This is a genomic window from Dietzia sp. ANT_WB102, assembly GCF_008369165.1.
In the GTDB taxonomy this organism is placed as follows: Bacteria; Actinomycetota; Actinomycetes; order Mycobacteriales; family Mycobacteriaceae; genus Dietzia.
Window position 1 is genome coordinate 200,711 of record NZ_VOBA01000001.1, and the last position, 18,300, is coordinate 219,010.

The window sequence follows — 18,300 nt, forward strand, 5'->3', positions numbered from 1 at the left end:
CCGACCGATCTACAGGTGAACGGTCACGTCCGCATCCTTGCGGAGCTTCTGCGACAGTTTCTCCATCGACCCGGCCTCCTGCTCGGCCCGCACCTGTTCCTCGACCTGGTCCCGGACCTGCTCGAGCGGGGGCAGCTCGCCACCACCGGCCGCGCCGCCGCCGGACATCGCCTGCTGCTGGCGGACCTGCTCGTAGGCGGCCTCGACGTCGGCGTCGGTCACCTCGAACTCCCCGTACTCGGCGACGATCAGCTTCTCCACGCGCAGTTGCTTGTCGATCTGGTCCAGCACCGCCTCACGGTCCAGCCCCTGCTTGCCCATCGCCTCGATGAACTCGTCGGTGCTCACCTGGTTCCGCTCGGCGAACACCGCGAGCTCGGCCCGGATCTCCTCCTCGGAGACGTCGATCCCGCGCTTGCCGGCCTCCTGCGTGAGCAGTTCGGTGCCGATCAACCCGTCGGCGGTCAGCTTCTTGAGCTGGGCCTCGTCGACGGGCTGGCCGGTCATCTGAGCCTGCATGGTCATCTGCTGGTACTGGTTCCGGAACACCGAGACGAACTCGTCTCGCGAGATCTCGGTGCCGTTCACCTCGGCCACCGGGTCGGGGATGTCGGACGTGTCGGGCCCGTCCGCGGACTGCTCGCCATCCTGCCCCGGCCCTGGCGCCTGTTCGGACTGCTCGGCCGCTGCCTGCGCTTCAGCCGCGCCGGTCTCGTCGTCGTCGCCCCCGGCGCCGCAGCCCGCGACCACCAGTACGGCTCCCACGGCGGCGACGGCCGCCCGCCACGTTCTTGTGCGCACTCGATCTCCTCACGTTGTTCGTGTGCGTGAAGACGCCGACGGTACACATCCGAGATAGGCGGGAGCTGTGCACCGGACACGGTCGGGTGCGGGCGGTGCACCGAAGCACACCGCCCGCCCCCGCCTCAGCCTCAGCCTCATCAGAACCGGAGGATCGCGCCCTCCGCCACGTCCTGCGGCAGCGTGTCGACCACCACTACGGAACCGGACGTGGCCAGCACGTGACCGACGGCGGCGTCCAGATCGTCAGGGCCGTGATCGGCAGTGCACCGGCGGCGCGTCAGCAGCAGGGTGTCGACGCGCCCCTCGCGGGCGCTGTGCAGGATGTCCGAGCCGCCGCCGGCAAGCGCGCGGCCAGCACCGAGCGCGTCGCCGAAGCGGTCCGCGTCTGCGTCCGCCTTCTGCTTCATCTCCGGCTGGACCACTGCCCACGCGCGCTCGTGCAGCTCAGCCGGTGAAAGGGCGTCGGGGTTGCCAGCCGCGACACCGTCCACGAGGTTGCCGTGCTGCAGGCTGTCACGAATCGGTGCGTGGTACTCGGACACGGAGGCCAGCACGACGGGGCGGCGGTCGTTGGGGTCCAACACCTCGTCGAGCCCTTGGGAGACCTGCCGTAGGAACTTCTTCAGTTGGACGTCGCCCACCTCGGCGCCGGTGCCGTGGGTGTGGAGCACGCCTCCGCCGACGCTGCGCGAGACCGAGCCGGAGGCCGGGCCTGGGCTGAACTGTTGCTGCGAGGGAGGCAGGTCCTCCCCGGGCATGTCATCCATCGAGGACGGGATCGACCCGAGCTCCAGTTCGCGGATGGTGGCGGCGGTCCCCTCGAAGAGGCGCACCTTGTTCTGGCTCACCGCCAGCACCACGAACTCACCGTCGCCGACCGCAGCGGGCACGATGGGCCGGACGGCGAACCTGTCGCTGACGTGGACCGCCTCCGGGAAGTCCTTTGCCACGCGGTATGCGCGCCAGAATCCCTTGGAGGCGTACAGCGCCAAGCCGTCGGCGAGGTGCTGCCAGTAGGCGTCGTCTTCGAGCAGCGCGACCAGTGGGCCGAGGATCTCGTCGGACTCCTCCTGCGCTGCGCCGTGCGCCTTGAGCTGCGCCTCGGCTTCCTTGATGAGCGCCTTGGCGCGGATGGGATTCTCGCGCACCTCGGCGCCGCCGCGGGCGGTGGGCATGAATATGGACACCGACCTGCCGGTGGCGGTTCCCAGCTCGGCGAGATCGGTCGTAGGGATCGGATCGACTTCTGCGGTACGGGTGACATCAGCCATGACCTGACGTTACTGATATCGGCGCGAGTTGGCGAGGATGTGACCGGGTTGTTGTGGCGCCGTGACCTTCCGGCCCCGGTGGCCGGCGCGCGGTCGCGTGAGCATGTCGGCCGGCGCGGATATCATCGCGGAAGTGACCGATGAGCTCCAGACAACCGCGTCCGCGACGACACGGCCGGTGAGCACCGCCCGGGTCCTCACGACCCTGATGGTCCCCATGTTCATGGCGCTGCTCGCGCTGTCGGTGATCAACGTGGCGCTGCCGGTGATCGGCACCGCCCTCGATTCGGATTCTCGGGGCCTGCAGTGGGTGGTGTCCGGGTACGCGCTGGCGTTCGGGCTCCTGCTCGTGCCGTCGGGCCGGATGGGTGACGCGACCGGCCGCAAGCGCCTGTTCCTGGCGGGCGTGGCGGTGTTCGTCGGCGGTGCTGTGGTCGCGGGGTTTGCGCAGTCGATCGAGATGCTCAACCTGGCGCGCCTGATCCAGGGCGTCGGCTCCGGGATGCTCAACCCGCAGACGTTCGGCCTCATCCAGAAGTATTTCCGCGGCGAGGCACGGGCACGGGCGTTCGCCACGCTGGCCACGACGGTCTCCATCGCCACCGCGTCCGGGCCGCTCGTGGGCGGCCTGCTCATCGAGGCCCTCGGCGACGACCTCGGCTGGCGGGCGATGTTCCTGGTCAACGTCCCGCTGGGCGTGGTAGCGATGGTGCTGGGGCAGCGGTGGTTGCCGGACGACCGCCGCCTCCCGCCCGGCAACGAGGGGCCGGATGTGGGCGGGTCCGCCGCGCGTGCCGGCGACATGGCGCGACTCCTCGCGGAGCGGGGTGACGACACCGATCGTGACCGCAGTGGGGTGTACGACGACGGGGCCGGCCGCGCCTCCCGGCTCACCGCTGCGGTGAACGCGGCCCTGCCGAAGCCGACCCGGGGGAACCGGCGGGCCCGACTGGACCTCGACCCCGTCGGCATCATCCTGCTCGGCGTGGCGGTGCTGTCTCTGATGCTCCCGTTCCTGACCCGTGGTGGGAGCCTCGCCTACTGGGCGCTGGTGCCGGTCGGGCTGGGTGTCCTGGCCGTGTTCGTGTGGTGGGAGCGACGGTACGAGCGAATCGGACGTCCGCCGCTGGTCAACCCCGACATCTTCCGCGATCCGGCGTTTCGCAACGGCATGATCATCGTGTCGATCTATTTCGTGGGCGGCACGAGCCTGTGGATCGTCATGCCGATGTACCTGCAGTTCCACCTGGGCTACGCGCCCGTCAACTCGGCGCTCGTCAGCCTGCCCGCCTCGATCATGGCTGCCATCTCGGCGCAGGTGGCGGGGCGGTTCGTGCTCCAGCTCGGGCGACGGATGGTCATCGCCGGCTTCTGCCTCACCATTACCGCGTTACTCGCGTTCATCCTGCTCGCGGGCGTCGTGGAATCGGGCGCGGTGAGCTATCTGATCTTCATGGTCCCCGCCACCCTCATGGGCACCGCGCAGGGCATGACCATCTCTCCCAACCAGACGCTGACATTGCGCGCGGTGGATCCCGCGTACGGCGGAGTCGCGGGCAGCATCATCTCGCTGGGCCAGCGCATGGGCACCGCGGTGGGCACGGCAATCGTGCCGGGCGTGTTGTTCTGGATCGTCGAGACCCAGGACGACTGGCTGCTGGCGTTCCGGGTGGCGCTCGGGCTGATCGCGACGCTGGCGTCGGGCGCGTTGGCGTTCAGCATTGTCGACCGTCGCCGCGAGAAGCGCTGCTGACACCACCAGTCGCGCAGAGTCGGGTGGCCGGACTCCTACCCGAGTTTGGCCACCGTCAGCAAGACGACCGAGTCCTCGAGTGCCTCGAGGGCATGCCGACTATCGGGGACACGGAGCAGGTCTCCCGGCGAACCGTTCCAGGCATCACCCTCGGCGGTGAGCGACACCCGACCCTCGAGGACGTACACCGTCGCCTCCCCCGGGTTCTCGTGTTCGCTCAGCGCGGTGCCCGCGCGGAGGGCGATCAGCGTCTGGCGCATGACGTGTTCGTGTCCTCCGAACACCGTGTCCGCGCTCCGACCGCTCTTCGCTTGACGGGCGCGTTCCAGCTGCTGGCGCGCGAGCGCCGTCAGAGATGTCTTCTTCATCATTTCCCCTTCCCTCGCCTCAGACTGTGCCAAGCGTGGGTGCATGCCGCAGACAAACCGTCATTACCGGACCGGCGGCGAAGCAGGCGATTGTGGGGACATCTCCGCGAACGCGACTCTATTCTCACCTAGTGGCGTCCCCCAGCCATCTTCCCGACGTCCCCCGACCCCCTCAGGACACCTCCCTCATGCGAAGCATCGCCAGCCGGCGCATCGGAGCCGTCGCAGCTGCGGCTGCCACCTTCATCGCCCTGTCCGCGCCGGTCACCGGCGCCCAATCACTCCAGCTCAGCGTAGGCACGCCAGCGCCGTGCGAGAAGGCCACGTCGGCAGAGCTCGAGCAGGTGGTCGACGACATCTACGAGCACACCAACCGCGAGCGTGCCGCTGCCACAGTGGCCCCCGTCAAGCGACTCGACAGTCTGGAGCGGATCGCCCGGAACTGGAGCCAGCAGATGGCGGAGGAGAACCGGATGTACCACAACCCGGGCATCCGTGGCCAGGTCGAGGCGACCTATCCGCGTCAGTGGAGCAGTTACGGCGAGAACGTCCTGCAGAACTGGTGCGGCGCGACCGGCGAGGCGCTCGTCGCGCAGTGGATGAACTCGACACCCCACCGCCTCAATCTGCTCAACCCGGCACACACTCACCTCGGCGTGGGAGCGGCGGTCGCGGATAGCCGGAAGTTGTACTCCACCCAGAATTTCGTCCGCCTGAAGTAGTCCGCGGAATCGGCGCACGTCGACTCACACAGCTGTAACGCATGTGACTAGAGTGACGACAGAGGTAGGAGTGATCACCGCTGGGCGACTACGCCTGGTGCGGCACTGCTCCACACGCAGGCCGCGGCGCGAACCGCGGCCCGAGGAAAGGACCATCGCGTGCGTCATTCCATTCGTTCCGCCGTCGCCACGGGCGCGGCCGCCCTACTGCTCGCCTCCGGCGCCGGCACGGCGGCCGCGCAGGGCTCTCTGGAGCTCGCACTGCCGCTCTTCTCCGCGATCCCCGGACTGGCCTCGATCGCCCCCGAGACCGCCCCCGGCACAGAGACCGACCCGGCCGCAGCGGCCGCGGCCGAACTGGTGCCGGAGGAGGTCAGGCTGATGGCGTTCGAGGGCAGTGTGGTCGCCGCGGTGAACGAAGCGCGCCTCGCGGTGGGCGCCGAACGGCTTGTCGCAGACCCCGCACTCGAGGCGTCGGCCCGCGAGCGTGCGGTCCAGCTCGCCGAGGGCGACCCCACGACCGGTGACCTCCCCGTCCCCGCGGACGCCGGGGATGGCGACGCCACCGGCGCTCCCGGCACGGTGGAGACCAGGTCCGCCGACCGCACCGTGCTGGCACTGCCCGCGGGTGCGACCCCACAGAAGGCACTCACGGCACTACTCAGCGATACGGGTATGCGCGAGCGGATGCTGGACGGACAGTTCGTCCGGGTCGGGGTGGGCGTGGCCACCGCCGAGGACGGCACCGTCCACGTGGTCCAGGACTTCGCGCGCCACTGACTCACGAACATCCGTCCAGAGCACCGGCGACCGGGTCCGTCGCCGGTGCTCTGGGCCCGTGTGCTTAGTAACCTCTGGCTTAGGGCGAATGCCGGTGCCTACCGTGGCGTCCGGCGATCCGACCGTCGGGTCGCAGCACGCGGAAGGTAACGACACCCGTGACCCGAGCTCCCCATCCCCTCCGGCGTGGCCTGGTGCTGATAGCCGCCACCACCACAGCCCTCGCCCTGGGCGCGGCCCCGCAGGCCTCGGCCCAGGCGTCGCAGGTCCAAATACCGCAGATCCAGTTGCCCCAGATACACCTGCCGGGCCTGACGATCGGTTTCGCCGAGCCCGCGCCTGCCCGCGCGCCCGCGATCGACCCCGCCTCCGCCGAATACCGGGCTCAGCTCGAGAACGCCACGAACGCTGCCCGCGCCGCACACGGCCTGGCCCCGCTCGCGGTCAACGGCGGCCTCACCGAGGTGGCGACCAACTGGAGCGCCACACAGGCCGCACAGAACCGGATGTTCCACAACCCGGAGGTCGGGGCGCAGATCCCCCGAGGGTGGGCCCATTACGGAGAGAATGTCCTGCAGAACTACGCGCATGCCACCGCCCAGCAACTGGTGGACCAGTGGATGAACTCCCCCGGCCACCGCGCGAACCTGCTCAACCCGGGCCACACCGCGATGGGGATGGGTGCCGTGGTCGCCGCCGACGGCAAGCTCTACGCGACCCAGGTCTTCGCCCGGTACTGACCTCCGCTTGAGGGCCCGCGTTCGCGAGTGGGCTGAGCGTTTGCGGTGGTTACGGCGCGACGCCGGCGAGCAGCGCGTCGAGCCCTCGCTCGAAGCGCGGATCGAACTCGACCGGCGGGGTCGCCGGGTCTGCGACGGTGAGGTTGTGGTGGGTCTGCTCCTCCAGGCTCACGCCCACCACGTAACCGGTCAGCGCTGTGGTGAGCCCCGGCGCCCGGCCCGCGAGCCCGTGGCGCTCGCACGTCGCCTCGACCACCTCGGCAACCGGGTTCGCCACCCCTGCCGCCAAGCCCAGCGCCACGATCTCGGCGCCGTCCGGGATGCCCGTGACGGCTACGCGCAGGGCCTCGCCGACCGCGCGGAGTTCTTCGGAGGCCGAGTGCCCGGCCCCGATGGGGCCCATGGTCGCCAGAATCCGTTCCGCGACGACGGTGAGCAGCGCCTGCTTGGACGGCACGTGCCAGTACAACGCGCTCGGCTGGACGTGAAGCCGAGTCGCCAGCGTGCGCATCGACATGCCGGGCAGCCCCGACTCGCGGAGCAGTTCCAGTGCGGTGTCGACGACCGCCGTTTTTGTCAGGGCCACGAGCGCTGATCCTACCGGCCGCCACACCCACCTCCTGAACGCTGTACAAGACCGGACCAGTCGGCTACCTTGAACGGCGTTCAATGAACGGCGTTCAGGAGGAACTATGGCCACCACGACCCCCCGTTGGCACGAGCTCGCGGATCACGTACTAGGCGGTGGAGTCGTCACCTCAGCCGACGCTCTCGCCGTGCTCCAGTCCCCGGACTCCGAGCTCATGGAGGTCGTCGCGGCCGCGTCCCGGCTGCGATTCCAGCACTTCGACAACAAGGTCAAGGTCAACTACCTGGTCAACCTCAAGAGCGGCCTGTGCCCGGAGGACTGCTTCTACTGCTCGCAGCGGCTCAACTCCACCGCCGGAATCCTGCGCTACACCTGGCTGGACACCGAGGAGGCCGTCACCGCCGCCAAGGCCGGCATCGCGGCCGGCGCCTCCCGGGTCTGCCTGGTCGCCAGCGGCACCGGGCCCAGCAATCGTGAGGTCGACAAGGTCACCGACATCATCGAGGCCCTCAAGTCCGACACCCCGGGGGTCGAGGTGTGCGCCTGCCTCGGCGCGCTCAAGGACGGCCAGGCCGAGAAGCTCTGCGGGAGCGGCGCGGACGCCTACAACCACAACCTCAACACGGCCGAGAGCCACTACGAGGACATCTGCACCACCCACACCTACGCCGATCGCGAGCACACGGTTGCCCAGGCCCACGGTGCCGGCCTGTCTGCCTGCTCGGGTTTCATCGCCGGCATGGGTGAGACCCACGAGCAGCTCGTCGAGTTGGCCTTCGACCTGCGCGCCAAGGGCGTGGACTCGATCCCGGTCAACTTCCTGCTGCCCTTCGACGGCACCCCGCTAGAGGGCGTGGACACGCTCAACCCGCGCGACTGCCTGCGCATCCTCGCGATGGTCCGCTTCGTCGCGCCCGATACGGAGATCCGGGTGGCCGCTGGCCGCGAGCGCCATCTCGGCCACCTGCAGGGCATCGCGCTGTACGTCGCCAACTCGCTGTTCCTGGGCGATTACCTCACCAGCGAGGGCCAGCCCGGCGGCGAAGACCTGCAGATGATCGCCGACGCCGGTCTCGAGGTCCTGCAGATGGAGCAGCCGGCCGACGCGGCCACCGCCGAGGGCCCGGTCGTGCCCGCCGCCACTGGCCGTGACGAGAAGGTCGCCATCCGTACGCGCGGGGCCGGCACTAGCGAGCCCGCGAACGCCTGACATGTCCGCTTCGCTCCAGGTTCCCCCGGCGCGGGAGTTGGGTCGCGCCGCCCAGAAGGCCGCCACGGGGGCGTTGCTGGCCGCCGACGCCGAGCACGTCTGGCACCCCTACGGCGGGTTCCCGGCGTCGACGCAGCCACTGCCGGTGGCCTCCGCCGACGGAGTGCGACTGCGCCTGACCGACGGGCGCGAGCTGATCGACGGGATGAGCTCGTGGTGGTCGGCGATCCACGGCTACCGGCACCCGCACCTCGACGCCGCCGCGCACCGGCAGGTCGACACGATGAGTCACGTGATGTTCGGCGGGCTCACCCACGCCCCGGCCGTCGAGCTCGCGACCCGCCTCGCGCGGATGGCCCCGGGCGATTTGAACAAGGTGTTCCTGGCCGACTCGGGTTCCGTGTCCGTCGAGGTCGCCGCCAAGATGGCCATCCAGTACCAGCGTTCGCTGGGACACTCGCGACATACCCGTTTGGCGACGTGGCGCGGCGGCTACCACGGCGACACACTCTCCCCGATGAGCGTGTGCGATCCCGACGGCGGTATGCACAGCATGTGGCGGGGCGTCGTGGCCGAGCAGGTGTTCGCGCCGATGCCGCCCGCCGACTACGACCCCAGCTACGTGACTCAGCTCGAGCGGGTGATCCGCGGACACGCCGACGAGCTGGCCGGGATCATCGTGGAGCCGATGGTCCAGGGCGCGGGGGGGATGCGCTTCCACCACCCGGATTATCTGCATGACCTGCGGCGGCTGGCCGACGAGACCGGCGCACTGCTCATCTTTGACGAGATCGCCACCGGCTTCGGCCGCACTGGTGAACTGTTCGCCGCCGACCATGCTGGCGTCGCACCCGACGTGATGTGCGTCGGCAAGGCCCTGACCGGCGGGTATCTCACCCTCGCGGCGACCCTGACCACGGACCACGTGGCCGAGGTCATCAGTGCCGGCGAGGCGGGTGGCCTGGCGCACGGGCCGACGTTCATGGGCAATCCGCTGGCGTGCGCGGTGGCGTGCGCGTCGCTGGACCTGGTGGAGGCCGGCGGGTGGCGGCGCGACGTGCCGCGGATCGAGGCGCGCCTGCGCCGCGGCCTGGCGCCCGCACGCGAGCTACCCGGCGTGGTGGACGTGCGGGTATTGGGGGCGATCGGGGTGATCCAGCTCGACGCCGCGGTGGACATGGCGACGACGACGACCGCGATCACCGACCGCGGCGTGTGGCTCCGCCCCTTCCGGGACCTCATCTACACGATGCCGCCGTTCACCTCGACGGACGACGAGATCGACCAGATCTGTGCGGCAGCCGTTGCCGGGGCGGACGCGGCGGCGGGGGCGGGCCGATGACCGGACACCGCTCCCCCGCCCTGGATTGGCTCGACGCCGCCGCCGACGACCGGGCCGCCCGCCATACCGGCCGGGTCCTGAGACCGCGACTGCCCGACGACGGGGTGATCGACCTCGCGTCTAATGACTATCTGGGCCTGGGCCAGCACCCGGAGGTCGTCGAGGCGGCAGTGGCGGCGACCCGCCGCTGGGGCGCGGGCGCCACCGGTTCGAGGCTGGTTACCGGCACGACCGCCGATCACGCTGCACTGGAGGCAGAGCTCGCGGAATTTTGCGGCACGCCTGCCGCGCTGGTGTTCTCCTCCGGATACACCGCCAACCTCGGGGCCGTGGTCGCGCTGTCCGGGCGGGGATCGCTCATCGTCTCCGACGGCGGTTCCCACGCCTCGCTCGTGGATGCGTGCCGGTTGTCGAGGGCACGCGTTGTCGTCGTCGACCGGGGCGACGTCGGCGCAGTGTCCAGGGCTCTGGCCGAGCGGACCGAGGAGCGGGCACTGGTCGTCACCGACTCGGTGTACAGCGCTGACGGCGAGCTCGCACCCCTGCTCGCGCTGCACGATGCGAGCCGCGCGCACGGCGCGGTCCTGCTGGTCGACGAGGCCCACGGTCTCGGCGCGCGTGGCAGCGGGGGGCGGGGGCTCGTGCAAGAACTCGGGTTGGCCGGCCACGAGGATGTCGTGGTCACGGCGACGCTGTCCAAGGCGCTCGGCTCGCAGGGCGGGGTGGTGCTGACCTCGGAGCGGGTTCGCGAACACCTCATCAGCAGTGCCCGGACCTTCATCTTCGACACCGGTCTGGCACCCGCCGCGGTGGGCGCGGCCCGGGCGGCGCTCGCCGTCCTGCGCCGCGAGCCCGCGCTGGCCACGCGCGTGGTGGAGGTCGCCGAGCACCTGGCGGCGGTGACCGGCGCGGAGCGGCCGCGGTCGGCGGTGGTGTCGGTGATCCTCGGTGATCCCGCGCGCGCGGTCTCCGCGGCAGGCAGATGCCTGGAGTTGGGCCTGCGCGTCGGTTGCTTCCGGCCGCCGTCGGTTCCCGAGGGCACCGCGCGGCTGCGCCTCACGGCCCGTGCCGATCTGTCCGACGCCGACCTGGCGCGGGCTGGCGACGTGCTCACCCGCGTCCTCGACGAGCACGGGCACCACGTGGCCAACCCCGCGCTCGCCGACGCATCCGCTGGGGCCCGCCCATGAGTGCTGGCGGCTCCTCCGGCGGCGTGGCAGCCGCGCCTGTCATCGTCACGGGCACGGGCACTGATGTCGGAAAGACAATCGCCACCGCTGCGCTGGCTGCGCTCGGGCGTTCCGCCGGCCTGGATGTAAGCATCTGCAAGCCGGTCCAGACAGGCCTCGGGCCCGGCGAGCCCGGCGATGCGCAGGAGGCCGCGCGCCTGTCCGGCGTGGAACGGGTGCTGGAGGTGCGGCGGTTACCCGATCCGCTGGCGCCCGAGACCGCTGCTCGTGTGGCCGGGGTACCGCAGTCCACACTGCCCGAGCTGCTCGACCCGATCCGCGCGTGGCTCGGCACACCCAGTGGCCCGGCGGCAAGCACACCCCGCCTCGACCTCGTCGAGGGCGCGGGCGGGATTCTCGTGCGACTCGGCACCGACCTCACCGTCCTCGACCTCGCCCGGTCACTGGGTGCGCCGGTGATCGTGGTCGCGCGCGCGGGACTGGGCACCCTGTCCGACACTGAACTCACGGTTCGCGCCATCGAGTCGGCGGGGCTGCGCTGCGCGGGGATAGTCGTGGGGTCGTGGCCTGACGATCCGAGCCTGGCCGAGCGCTGCAATCTCGAGGACCTGCCGCGACTCACCAGAGTGCCAGTGCTAGGCAGGATTCCCGAGGGGGCTGGCGCCCTCTCCCCTGCCGAGTTCGTCCGCTGCGCGCCGGGGTGGTTCGACGAGGACGCTTTAACCGCCACGTGCCGTGGCTCGGTGCACATCTCGGGGGGCTGAAAGCCCTAGGCGGGTTCGCCATGGGGATGCCGATGTCGGGGAACCTGTTCGGCGCACCGGATTCCCCTATCACGCGACCAGCGCAAATGCGGCAATTTCTGCTGTACTGTGTCGTACACCACGATCTAGAACAGTTTCGGGCGAATTTTAAAGATCGCGGGGCCCATACGTCCCCTCGACCACGGAGTTCGCCATGAGTGATACGACATCCACGACGAGTTCAGCATCGGAGTCGGTGATCATCGTCGGGGCCGGCCTCGCGGGCGCCAAGTCTGCGGAAGCCTTGCGGTCCGAAGGTTTCGCCGGACCTATTGTTCTCATCGGCGACGAGGCCCATCTCCCGTATGAACGGCCCCCCTTGTCCAAGGGCTTCCTCATCGACGGGACGCCTCAACACGAGTTCACGGTGCATGATCGCGACTGGTACGACGCACATCGGGTGGAACTACGGCTGGGGGTCGCGGTCACGGCCGTCGACACCGGGGAACGCTCGGTGACGCTCGCGGACGGGGAGAAGCTGACCTACTCCTCGCTCATCCTCGCCACCGGGTCGCGGTCCGCCGTGCCGCCGTTCGAGGGGCGCGAGGCGAGTGGCGTTCACTACCTGCGCAGCATTGACGACGCCTCCCGGCTCGCTGACGAGCTCGTCCGGGGCGCCAGGCTCGTCATCATTGGCGCGGGCTGGATTGGCCTCGAAGTCGCGGCCGCCGCGATGGGCCGCGGGTGTGGGGTCACCATCATCGAGGCGGGCACCCACCCGCTGCACACGGCGCTTGGCGACGAACTGGGCGAGGTGTTCGCAGACCTGCACCGTCAGCGCGGGGTGCACTTTCACTTCGGCGTCCGGGTCGAGTCGATCGCCACCGAGGGAGGGCGTGCTACCGGCGTGCAGTTGGCCGGCGGCGAGGTGGTGGGAGCGGACGTCGTGTTGGTCGCCGTTGGCGCCCGGCCGAACGTCGAAATACTGGAGGGCACCGAAGTGACGGTGGTCGACGGTGGAGTCCGCGTGGACGCCGGATTGCGCACCGCGGTGGCCAATGTCTACGCGGTCGGCGACATCGCCGCCGTGGATTACCCGATGTACGGGCGATACCTACGCACCGAGCACTGGGCAACCGCCCTTAATCAGCCGGCCGTGGCTGCAGCCACGATTTGTGGCCGGGAGGCCGTGTACGACAAGGTCCCGTACTTCTTCACAGACCAGTACGACCTGGGGATGGAGTTCCGGGGCGTGACATCGGATTACACCCGGGTCGTGTATCGGGGAGACGTGAAGGGGCTCCAGTTCCTGGCGTTCTGGCTCGACGACACCGGGATAGTCCTGGCCGCCATGAACGTCAATATCTGGGATGCCGGCGATCAGCTTGATGCACTCGTGGCCGCCCGCGTCCCCGTTGACGCGGACGCACTGGCTGACTCTGACACCCCGTTGGACACCCTCGTGCCGTGAGTCCCGTCCTCCGAGCTGGGCCCGAGATGACCGGCGGCGCGACGACGGACGACTCAAAGGGAGGCGCTGCGGCCGGCACCGCCTTCGCGCAATGCGATTTCACGGTCGCCAGCCGCAAACGCATCAATCAGGCCAGGTCAAGGAGTCCGCGCAGGTCGTCCAGGGCCTCGCGGGCCACGGAGTAGTGGGCCCACTTGCCGCGCTGCTCGCGGGTCAGCAGGCCGGCGTCGACGAGTCGCTTGAGGTGATGGCTGACGGTCGGCTGGCCGATATCCACTATGTCGAGGAGGTCGCAGGCGCACACGGACTCGCAGCCGCTCGCCGCGATGTGCGATAGGAGCTGGAGCCGGGTCGGGTCGGCCAGCGCTTTGAACCGAGTCGCCATCTCGTCCGCCGTGGCTGCGTCGATGGGCGTACGCCGAACGGAGCAGCGTTCGTCCACCGCGGTATCGCCGACCAGCCCAGCACTCGCGAGCCCCGCGCCAGCCACTGAATCCGTCGTCGTCATACCCGCACCGCCCCCTGCCGAAGTCAGATTGACGTCCGTCGATATGTCACCCTAACCTCGCTCCTGAACATCCACCGATCTGACGGGAGCCTCGCATCTGATGAGCGCCACCACTTCTGCGCGCAGCGTCGCCCCGGTCGCCAAAGAGATGTCGTTCCTCGACCGCTACCTGGCCGTCTGGATCCTCGCGGCGATGGCGGTCGGCCTGCTACTAGGTCGCTTTGTCCCTGGCCTGGACCGCGCCCTGGACTCGGTGAAGATCGGCGGCATCTCGGTCCCCATCGCCGTCGGACTGCTGGTCATGATGTACCCAGTCCTGGCCAAGGTCCGCTACGACGAAACCAACCGGGTGACCGGAGACCGAAAACTTCTCACCCTGTCGCTCATCCTCAACTGGATCCTCGGCCCGGCGTTCATGTTCACTCTGGCCTGGGTCTTCCTGCCCGACCTGCCCGAATTCCGCACAGGGTTGATCATCGTGGGGCTCGCCCGGTGCATCGCCATGGTGTTCATCTGGAACGACTTGGCGTGCGGCGATAGGGAGGCCGCGGCGGTGCTGGTGGCCATCAATTCGGTGTTCCAGGTGGTGGCCTTCGGCGCGCTGGGCTGGTTCTACCTTCAGGTGCTGCCGTCGTGGCTGGGGCTGGAGACCACCTCGGCGCAATTCTCCGTCTGGGCGATCGTGGCGTCGGTGCTCGTGTTCCTCGGGATCCCCCTGCTCGCCGGCTTCCTCACCCGCGTCCTGGGCGAGCGAGCCAAGGGGCGGCAGTGGTACGAGGAGACATTCCTGCCTCGGATCGGGCCGTGGGCGCTGTACGGCCTGCTGTTCACGATCGTGCTGCTGTTCGCGATGCAGGGGCAGGCCATCACCTCCCGACCACTGGACGTGGCTCGGATGGCAGTGCCGCTCCTGCTGTACTTCGTGCTGATGTTCTTCTTCAGCCTGCTCGTGTCCCGCGCGATCGGTCTGAACTACGCCAAGTCCACGAGCGTGGCCTTCACCGCTTCGGGCAACAACTTCGAGCTCGCGATCGCGGTGTCCATCGGCACGTTCGGCATCGCCTCCGGGCAGGCGCTGGCGGGCGTCGTGGGTCCGCTCATCGAGGTGCCCGTGTTGGTCGGGCTGGTCTACGTCGCGCTGTGGCTCGGCCCGCGACTGTTCCCCGGCGACCCCACTCTGCCCGACCGTGCGACCCCGGGAGCCTAGAACCAGAGGTCGGCGAGCAGCTCGATCGACCGGTTCCGCACCTCCGGGTCGTACGCGTAGGTGACGGTGATGAGTTCGTCGGCTCCGGTGCGCTCGATGAACTGCTCGAGCTGCGCCTTGACGGTGGTCGGCGAGCCCACGGCGCTGATCTCGAGCATCGAGGGCGTGCTGCCGGCGAACTCCGCCGGGTCGACGGGCGGCTGGATCTTGCGCCTGCGACCAGCCCGCAGGTCGAGAAACATCTGCTGGAGGGTTGTGAACTGCCGCTGCGCTTCGGCGTCGGTGTCGGCGACCACCACGTTGATGCCTGCCATCACCTGTGGCTTCTCGATCCGTGCGGTGGGCGCGGAGGTGCTGAACGTCTCGCGGTAGACGCGAATGGCGTCGTCGATCTGGTCGGGCGCGAAGTGCGAGGCCAGCGAGAACGGCAGTCCGAGCTGCCCTGCGATCGAGGCGCCGTTGACGGTGGAGCCGAGCACCCAGATCGGCACCTCCATCCCCTGCGAGACCGACGACAGGATGGGGGTGCTGTGCGCGGTTCCGGTCTCCCCGAACCAGCCTTGCAGGTCGTAGATGTGCCGGGCGAAGGCCTGCGGTTCGGCGGACGAGCGGCTCAGTGCCTGTGCGGTCATCCCGTCGGTGCCGGGTGCACGGCCCAGGCCCAGGTCGATCCGGTCGCCGTGGATGTTGGCCAGTGTGCCGTACTGCTCGGCCACCATGAGCGGCGCGTGGTTGGGCAGCATGACGCCGCCGGAGCCCACGCGGATCCGCTCGGTCACCGAGGCGGCCTGAGAGATCAGCAGCGAGGTGGCCTTGGAGGCGAGGTTGGGCGTGTTGTGGTGCTCGGCGAACCACAGCCGCGTGTACCCGAGCTGGTCGGCCAGCGTCGCGGACTTCATGGACGCGGCGATCGCCTCACGCGCGGTGGACCCCTCGGAGATGGAGACCAGGTCGAGAATGCTCAATGGGACGGACAACGGACACCTCTTCTACGTTCACTTTTGCTAGTGCGGGCCTTGACGGCCGATGGGTCGAGGCTACCCATCCCGCCATCTTGGTGATGGGTCATAGACCTGGTGGGGCTGGCGCGCAGTGCGACCGGTCAGTCGATTACGCGCTCCCACTCGATCCAGCCCCGCCCGGTGCGCCCGTCGGAGGCGGCGAAGTCGGCCATGGCGCGGACGAAGTGTGCGACCTTGCCCTCCTCGGAGGTCAGCAGGAGGTTGGCGTACGCCGTGGGGGTGACAGTGAATTCCAGGTCCACGTCCTCGAGGCGGATCCGGGCGTTGGCTATGCGCCCGTCGCCGTCGTACTCCGCGTTCGATGCACCCCGGGACAGTTCGGTGAGGTCCTCGCCCTTCTGCACGTATCCGAAGGCGTACTCCATGCCGTCCATCACCACGCTGTGGATCTTGGTTCCGGTGGTGAGTCCCTCGCCGTCGTCGAGCCGGAAGGCATTCCACATCCACGTCGCTCCCCACCAGTCGCGTGTGGCCCAGGAGTGGTCGCGTTGACCGTCGCCGGCGAACTGGAACTCCTCGCCGTCGATTGTGAGGGTCCCGGTGACGCGGCACGGCATCTCGTAGCGAGTGGTGATGGACCACTGGTAGTCGATGCCGTCGGTCAGCCACGTGAGATCTGCTTTGACGTGGGTGGGCGTGCCGGGCTCGCCGCGCAGGATCGCGCCCTCGTCGGCGTATTCGTACGCCGCGCCCTCGAAGGTCACGACGTAGGCCTTGACGGGGTCGGTGACCTCAAACGAGGCGGTGTACGTGGGCGCCTCGACCGTGAATCTGAACTCGTCGCGGGTCGGCGGTGGTGCAGCCGTGTCGTTGAGGATGATCGACGGCAGGCCCGGGCGGGTGATGGCGAACGACATCATGGACACATCCAGGTTCGCCGTGTCACCGAGCCGGGCGTAGACGCCCACAGTGCCGTCGTCGCTGATGGCGTCCATGTAGTGGCTCTCGCTCCACAGCGGCTCGCCCGGCTCGGGCGGGTGCGCGCCCTCGTCCGCCGGGTCGACGCGCAGTGGTTGCGGCCTCTGGAGGTCTTCGGGAGTTTCGGGCATGGTGGCACCTTTCGCCGCTGGGTCGAACATGTCTGTTCTGGCCTACTGTTCCCTGGCGAACGTCGGCGTGGACCGTATCGGCTCGAAAGTGCGACGACGACGAGGTGCGCCGCCCCAGACCGCGTGAGCGACTGCGAGGATGCGCGATCCAGAGCCGTCGAACTGTGCAGTAGGTCACACTGTGTGAGTCGCGGGTCTAGCCCGCGTACTACTGCTGCACAAAGGGGTCGACCACATGACGCAGACACACTCCAGCGAGCCGTTGCATCAGCGGGTGACCTCGGGCGAGGCCGACCTCGATGAGTTCCGCGAGCGCCTCACGGCGTGGCTCGCCGCCCGCGACGAGGTCGACGCCGCCGCTGGAGTCGAGATCTCGGAGGTGAGCAGGCCGGAGTCCTCGGGGATGTCGAACATTTCGGTGCTCTTCGACGCCACCTGGACCCCCGCCGGAACGGCCGCTCCAGGGGGCGCGGCCGGGCGCCGGTCTGCTCAGCTGGTCGCCCGGATGTGCCCGCAGGACGAGGCGTTCCCGGTTTTTCCCGTCTACGACCTGGCCACACAGTTCGATGTGATGCGGGTGGTCGGCGAGAACACCCGACTGCCGGTTCCCCGCGTCCGGTGGCTCGAGCAGGACCCGGCCATCCTGGGCGCGCCGTTCCTGGTGATGGACCGGGCTTCCGGGCGGGCGCCGGTGGACAATCCTCCGTACGTGTTCGACGGCTGGTTGCTGGAAATGGCTGCGGAGCAGCAGCGGGAGCTGCGCGACGCGTCCGTGGCGGTGCTCGCGGAGATCCACCAGATCCCGCGCCCGGCTGACCTTGTCGCCTCCCTGGCCCCCGCCGACGGCATGAGTGCGCTGCGGGTCCACGTCGATGAACAGCGCGCCTACTACGAGTGGACGACCCGCGAGGACGGGATGGCGATCCCGGTCATCGAGCGCGCATTCGACTGGATCGAGGCCCACTGGCCCGCCGAGACCGGCCCGGACGTGCTGAGCTGGGGCGACGCCCGCATCGGCAACATCCTCTACGAGGGCACCACCCCGACCGCTGTGCTGGACTGGGAGATGGCGGCGATCGCCCCGGCCGAAGTCGACTTGGGCTGGTTCCTGTATTTCCACGACCTGTTCCAGGACCTCGCGGTGGCCTTCGAGTTCCCGGGGATTCCGCACGTATTCGATCACGGCGAGGTCGTCGAGCAGTACGAGAGCCAGACCGGCTCCACCGTCAGGGATCTGCCGTTCTACTACGTGTACGCCGGGCTGCGGCACGCGATCATCATGGCGAGAATCGCTCGCCGTCGTGTCCACTTCGGTGAGCAGGAGGCCCCGGCCAGCCCGGACGAGTACGTCCTGCACCACACCATGCTCGAGCGGTTGATCGCGGACTGAGAGCGACTGATCGCCGCCCACTCCGGCCGCGCCCGCGAACGATTAGTTCCGAGGATCCGCGTGAAACCTGTTCGAATGCGCCAAACCGGATCCGCACGATCCGTCAGGCTTCGCCGACTGGGGCGATAAGGACAAGTAGTC

General features: G+C 69.2%; 18 protein-coding genes. 11 read left to right on the top strand and 7 right to left on the bottom strand.

Annotation, left to right across the window (positions count from 1 at the left end):
• Positions 1–9: 9 nt before the first annotated feature.
• The gene (locus FQ137_RS00930; protein WP_255583294.1) at positions 10–801 is read right to left on the bottom strand and encodes a SurA N-terminal domain-containing protein; all 792 of its coding nucleotides are present in this window, start codon (positions 799–801) and stop codon (positions 10–12) included.
• Positions 802–941: 140 nt separating this feature from the next.
• Positions 942–2,075, bottom strand: coding sequence for a hypothetical protein (locus FQ137_RS00935; protein WP_149290728.1), 1,134 nt, complete (start codon positions 2,073–2,075; stop codon positions 942–944).
• A gap of 133 nt (positions 2,076–2,208) precedes the next feature.
• Between FQ137_RS00935 and FQ137_RS00940 the strand changes: the two genes are divergently transcribed.
• Entirely contained in the window at positions 2,209–3,828 is a 1,620-nt protein-coding gene (locus FQ137_RS00940) for an MFS transporter (protein WP_255583295.1), read from the top strand.
• Between the two features lie 35 nt (positions 3,829–3,863).
• Here FQ137_RS00940 and FQ137_RS00945 read toward each other — a convergent pair whose 3' ends face one another.
• The gene (locus FQ137_RS00945) at positions 3,864–4,196 is read right to left on the bottom strand and encodes a cupin domain-containing protein (protein WP_149290729.1); all 333 of its coding nucleotides are present in this window, start codon (positions 4,194–4,196) and stop codon (positions 3,864–3,866) included.
• A 188-nt stretch (positions 4,197–4,384) separates the two neighbouring features.
• Between FQ137_RS00945 and FQ137_RS00950 the strand changes: the two genes are divergently transcribed.
• The 3 genes from FQ137_RS00950 to FQ137_RS00960 all read left to right on the top strand — a co-directional run bounded on the left by FQ137_RS00950 (position 4,385) and on the right by FQ137_RS00960 (position 6,438).
• Positions 4,385–4,918, top strand: a complete 534-nt coding sequence (locus FQ137_RS00950; protein ID WP_149290730.1) for a CAP domain-containing protein — start codon at positions 4,385–4,387, stop codon at positions 4,916–4,918.
• Positions 4,919–5,077: 159 nt separating this feature from the next.
• Complete coding sequence (locus tag FQ137_RS00955; RefSeq protein WP_149290731.1) at positions 5,078–5,698, top strand: CAP domain-containing protein; 621 nt, start codon at positions 5,078–5,080, stop codon at positions 5,696–5,698.
• Between the two features lie 158 nt (positions 5,699–5,856).
• The gene (locus tag FQ137_RS00960) at positions 5,857–6,438 is read left to right on the top strand and encodes a CAP domain-containing protein (RefSeq protein ID WP_149290732.1); all 582 of its coding nucleotides are present in this window, start codon (positions 5,857–5,859) and stop codon (positions 6,436–6,438) included.
• A gap of 49 nt (positions 6,439–6,487) precedes the next feature.
• On the opposite strand, the gene FQ137_RS00965 is transcribed toward FQ137_RS00960, so the two are convergent.
• A complete protein-coding gene (locus FQ137_RS00965; protein WP_149290733.1) occupies positions 6,488–7,024 on the bottom strand; it encodes a TetR family transcriptional regulator in 537 nt (178 codons plus the stop codon).
• A gap of 106 nt (positions 7,025–7,130) precedes the next feature.
• On the opposite strand from FQ137_RS00965, the gene bioB reads away from it, so the two are divergent.
• The 5 genes from bioB to FQ137_RS00990 all read left to right on the top strand — a co-directional run bounded on the left by bioB (position 7,131) and on the right by FQ137_RS00990 (position 12,983).
• Complete coding sequence (gene bioB, locus FQ137_RS00970) at positions 7,131–8,237, top strand: biotin synthase BioB (RefSeq protein WP_149290734.1); 1,107 nt, start codon at positions 7,131–7,133, stop codon at positions 8,235–8,237.
• Between the two features lies 1 nt (position 8,238).
• Entirely contained in the window at positions 8,239–9,579 is a 1,341-nt protein-coding gene (locus FQ137_RS00975; RefSeq protein ID WP_149290735.1) for an adenosylmethionine--8-amino-7-oxononanoate transaminase, read from the top strand.
• The gene (locus FQ137_RS00980) at positions 9,576–10,769 is read left to right on the top strand and encodes an 8-amino-7-oxononanoate synthase (protein WP_149290736.1); all 1,194 of its coding nucleotides are present in this window, start codon (positions 9,576–9,578) and stop codon (positions 10,767–10,769) included. The genes FQ137_RS00975 and FQ137_RS00980 overlap by 4 nt, the downstream gene beginning before the upstream one ends.
• Entirely contained in the window at positions 10,766–11,533 is a 768-nt protein-coding gene (bioD, locus tag FQ137_RS00985; RefSeq protein ID WP_149290737.1) for a dethiobiotin synthase, read from the top strand. Before FQ137_RS00980 ends, bioD begins: the two co-directional genes overlap by 4 nt.
• A 193-nt stretch (positions 11,534–11,726) precedes the next feature.
• Positions 11,727–12,983: an NAD(P)/FAD-dependent oxidoreductase gene (locus tag FQ137_RS00990; protein WP_149290738.1), complete on the top strand. Its 1,257-nt coding sequence runs from the start codon at positions 11,727–11,729 to the stop codon at positions 12,981–12,983.
• A 127-nt stretch (positions 12,984–13,110) separates the two neighbouring features.
• Here the strand turns inward: FQ137_RS00990 and FQ137_RS00995 are convergent, their stop codons facing one another.
• Complete coding sequence (locus FQ137_RS00995) at positions 13,111–13,491, bottom strand: helix-turn-helix transcriptional regulator (RefSeq protein ID WP_149290739.1); 381 nt, start codon at positions 13,489–13,491, stop codon at positions 13,111–13,113.
• Between the two features lie 100 nt (positions 13,492–13,591).
• Here FQ137_RS00995 and arsB point away from each other — a divergent pair, with 100 nt between their 5' ends.
• Positions 13,592–14,698, top strand: coding sequence for an ACR3 family arsenite efflux transporter (gene arsB, locus FQ137_RS01000; RefSeq protein WP_149290740.1), 1,107 nt, complete (start codon positions 13,592–13,594; stop codon positions 14,696–14,698).
• Here arsB and FQ137_RS01005 read toward each other — a convergent pair.
• Positions 14,695–15,675: an LLM class flavin-dependent oxidoreductase gene (locus FQ137_RS01005; RefSeq protein WP_149290741.1), complete on the bottom strand. Its 981-nt coding sequence runs from the start codon at positions 15,673–15,675 to the stop codon at positions 14,695–14,697. The two genes, arsB and FQ137_RS01005, sit on opposite strands and share 4 nt — an antisense overlap.
• A gap of 125 nt (positions 15,676–15,800) precedes the next feature.
• Positions 15,801–16,769, bottom strand: coding sequence for a hypothetical protein (locus FQ137_RS01010; protein WP_149290742.1), 969 nt, complete (start codon positions 16,767–16,769; stop codon positions 15,801–15,803).
• Positions 16,770–17,004: 235 nt separating this feature from the next.
• Between FQ137_RS01010 and FQ137_RS01015 the strand changes: the two genes are divergently transcribed.
• Positions 17,005–18,159, top strand: coding sequence for a phosphotransferase family protein (locus tag FQ137_RS01015; RefSeq protein ID WP_188064707.1), 1,155 nt, complete (start codon positions 17,005–17,007; stop codon positions 18,157–18,159).
• Positions 18,160–18,300: the final 141 nt, after the last annotated feature.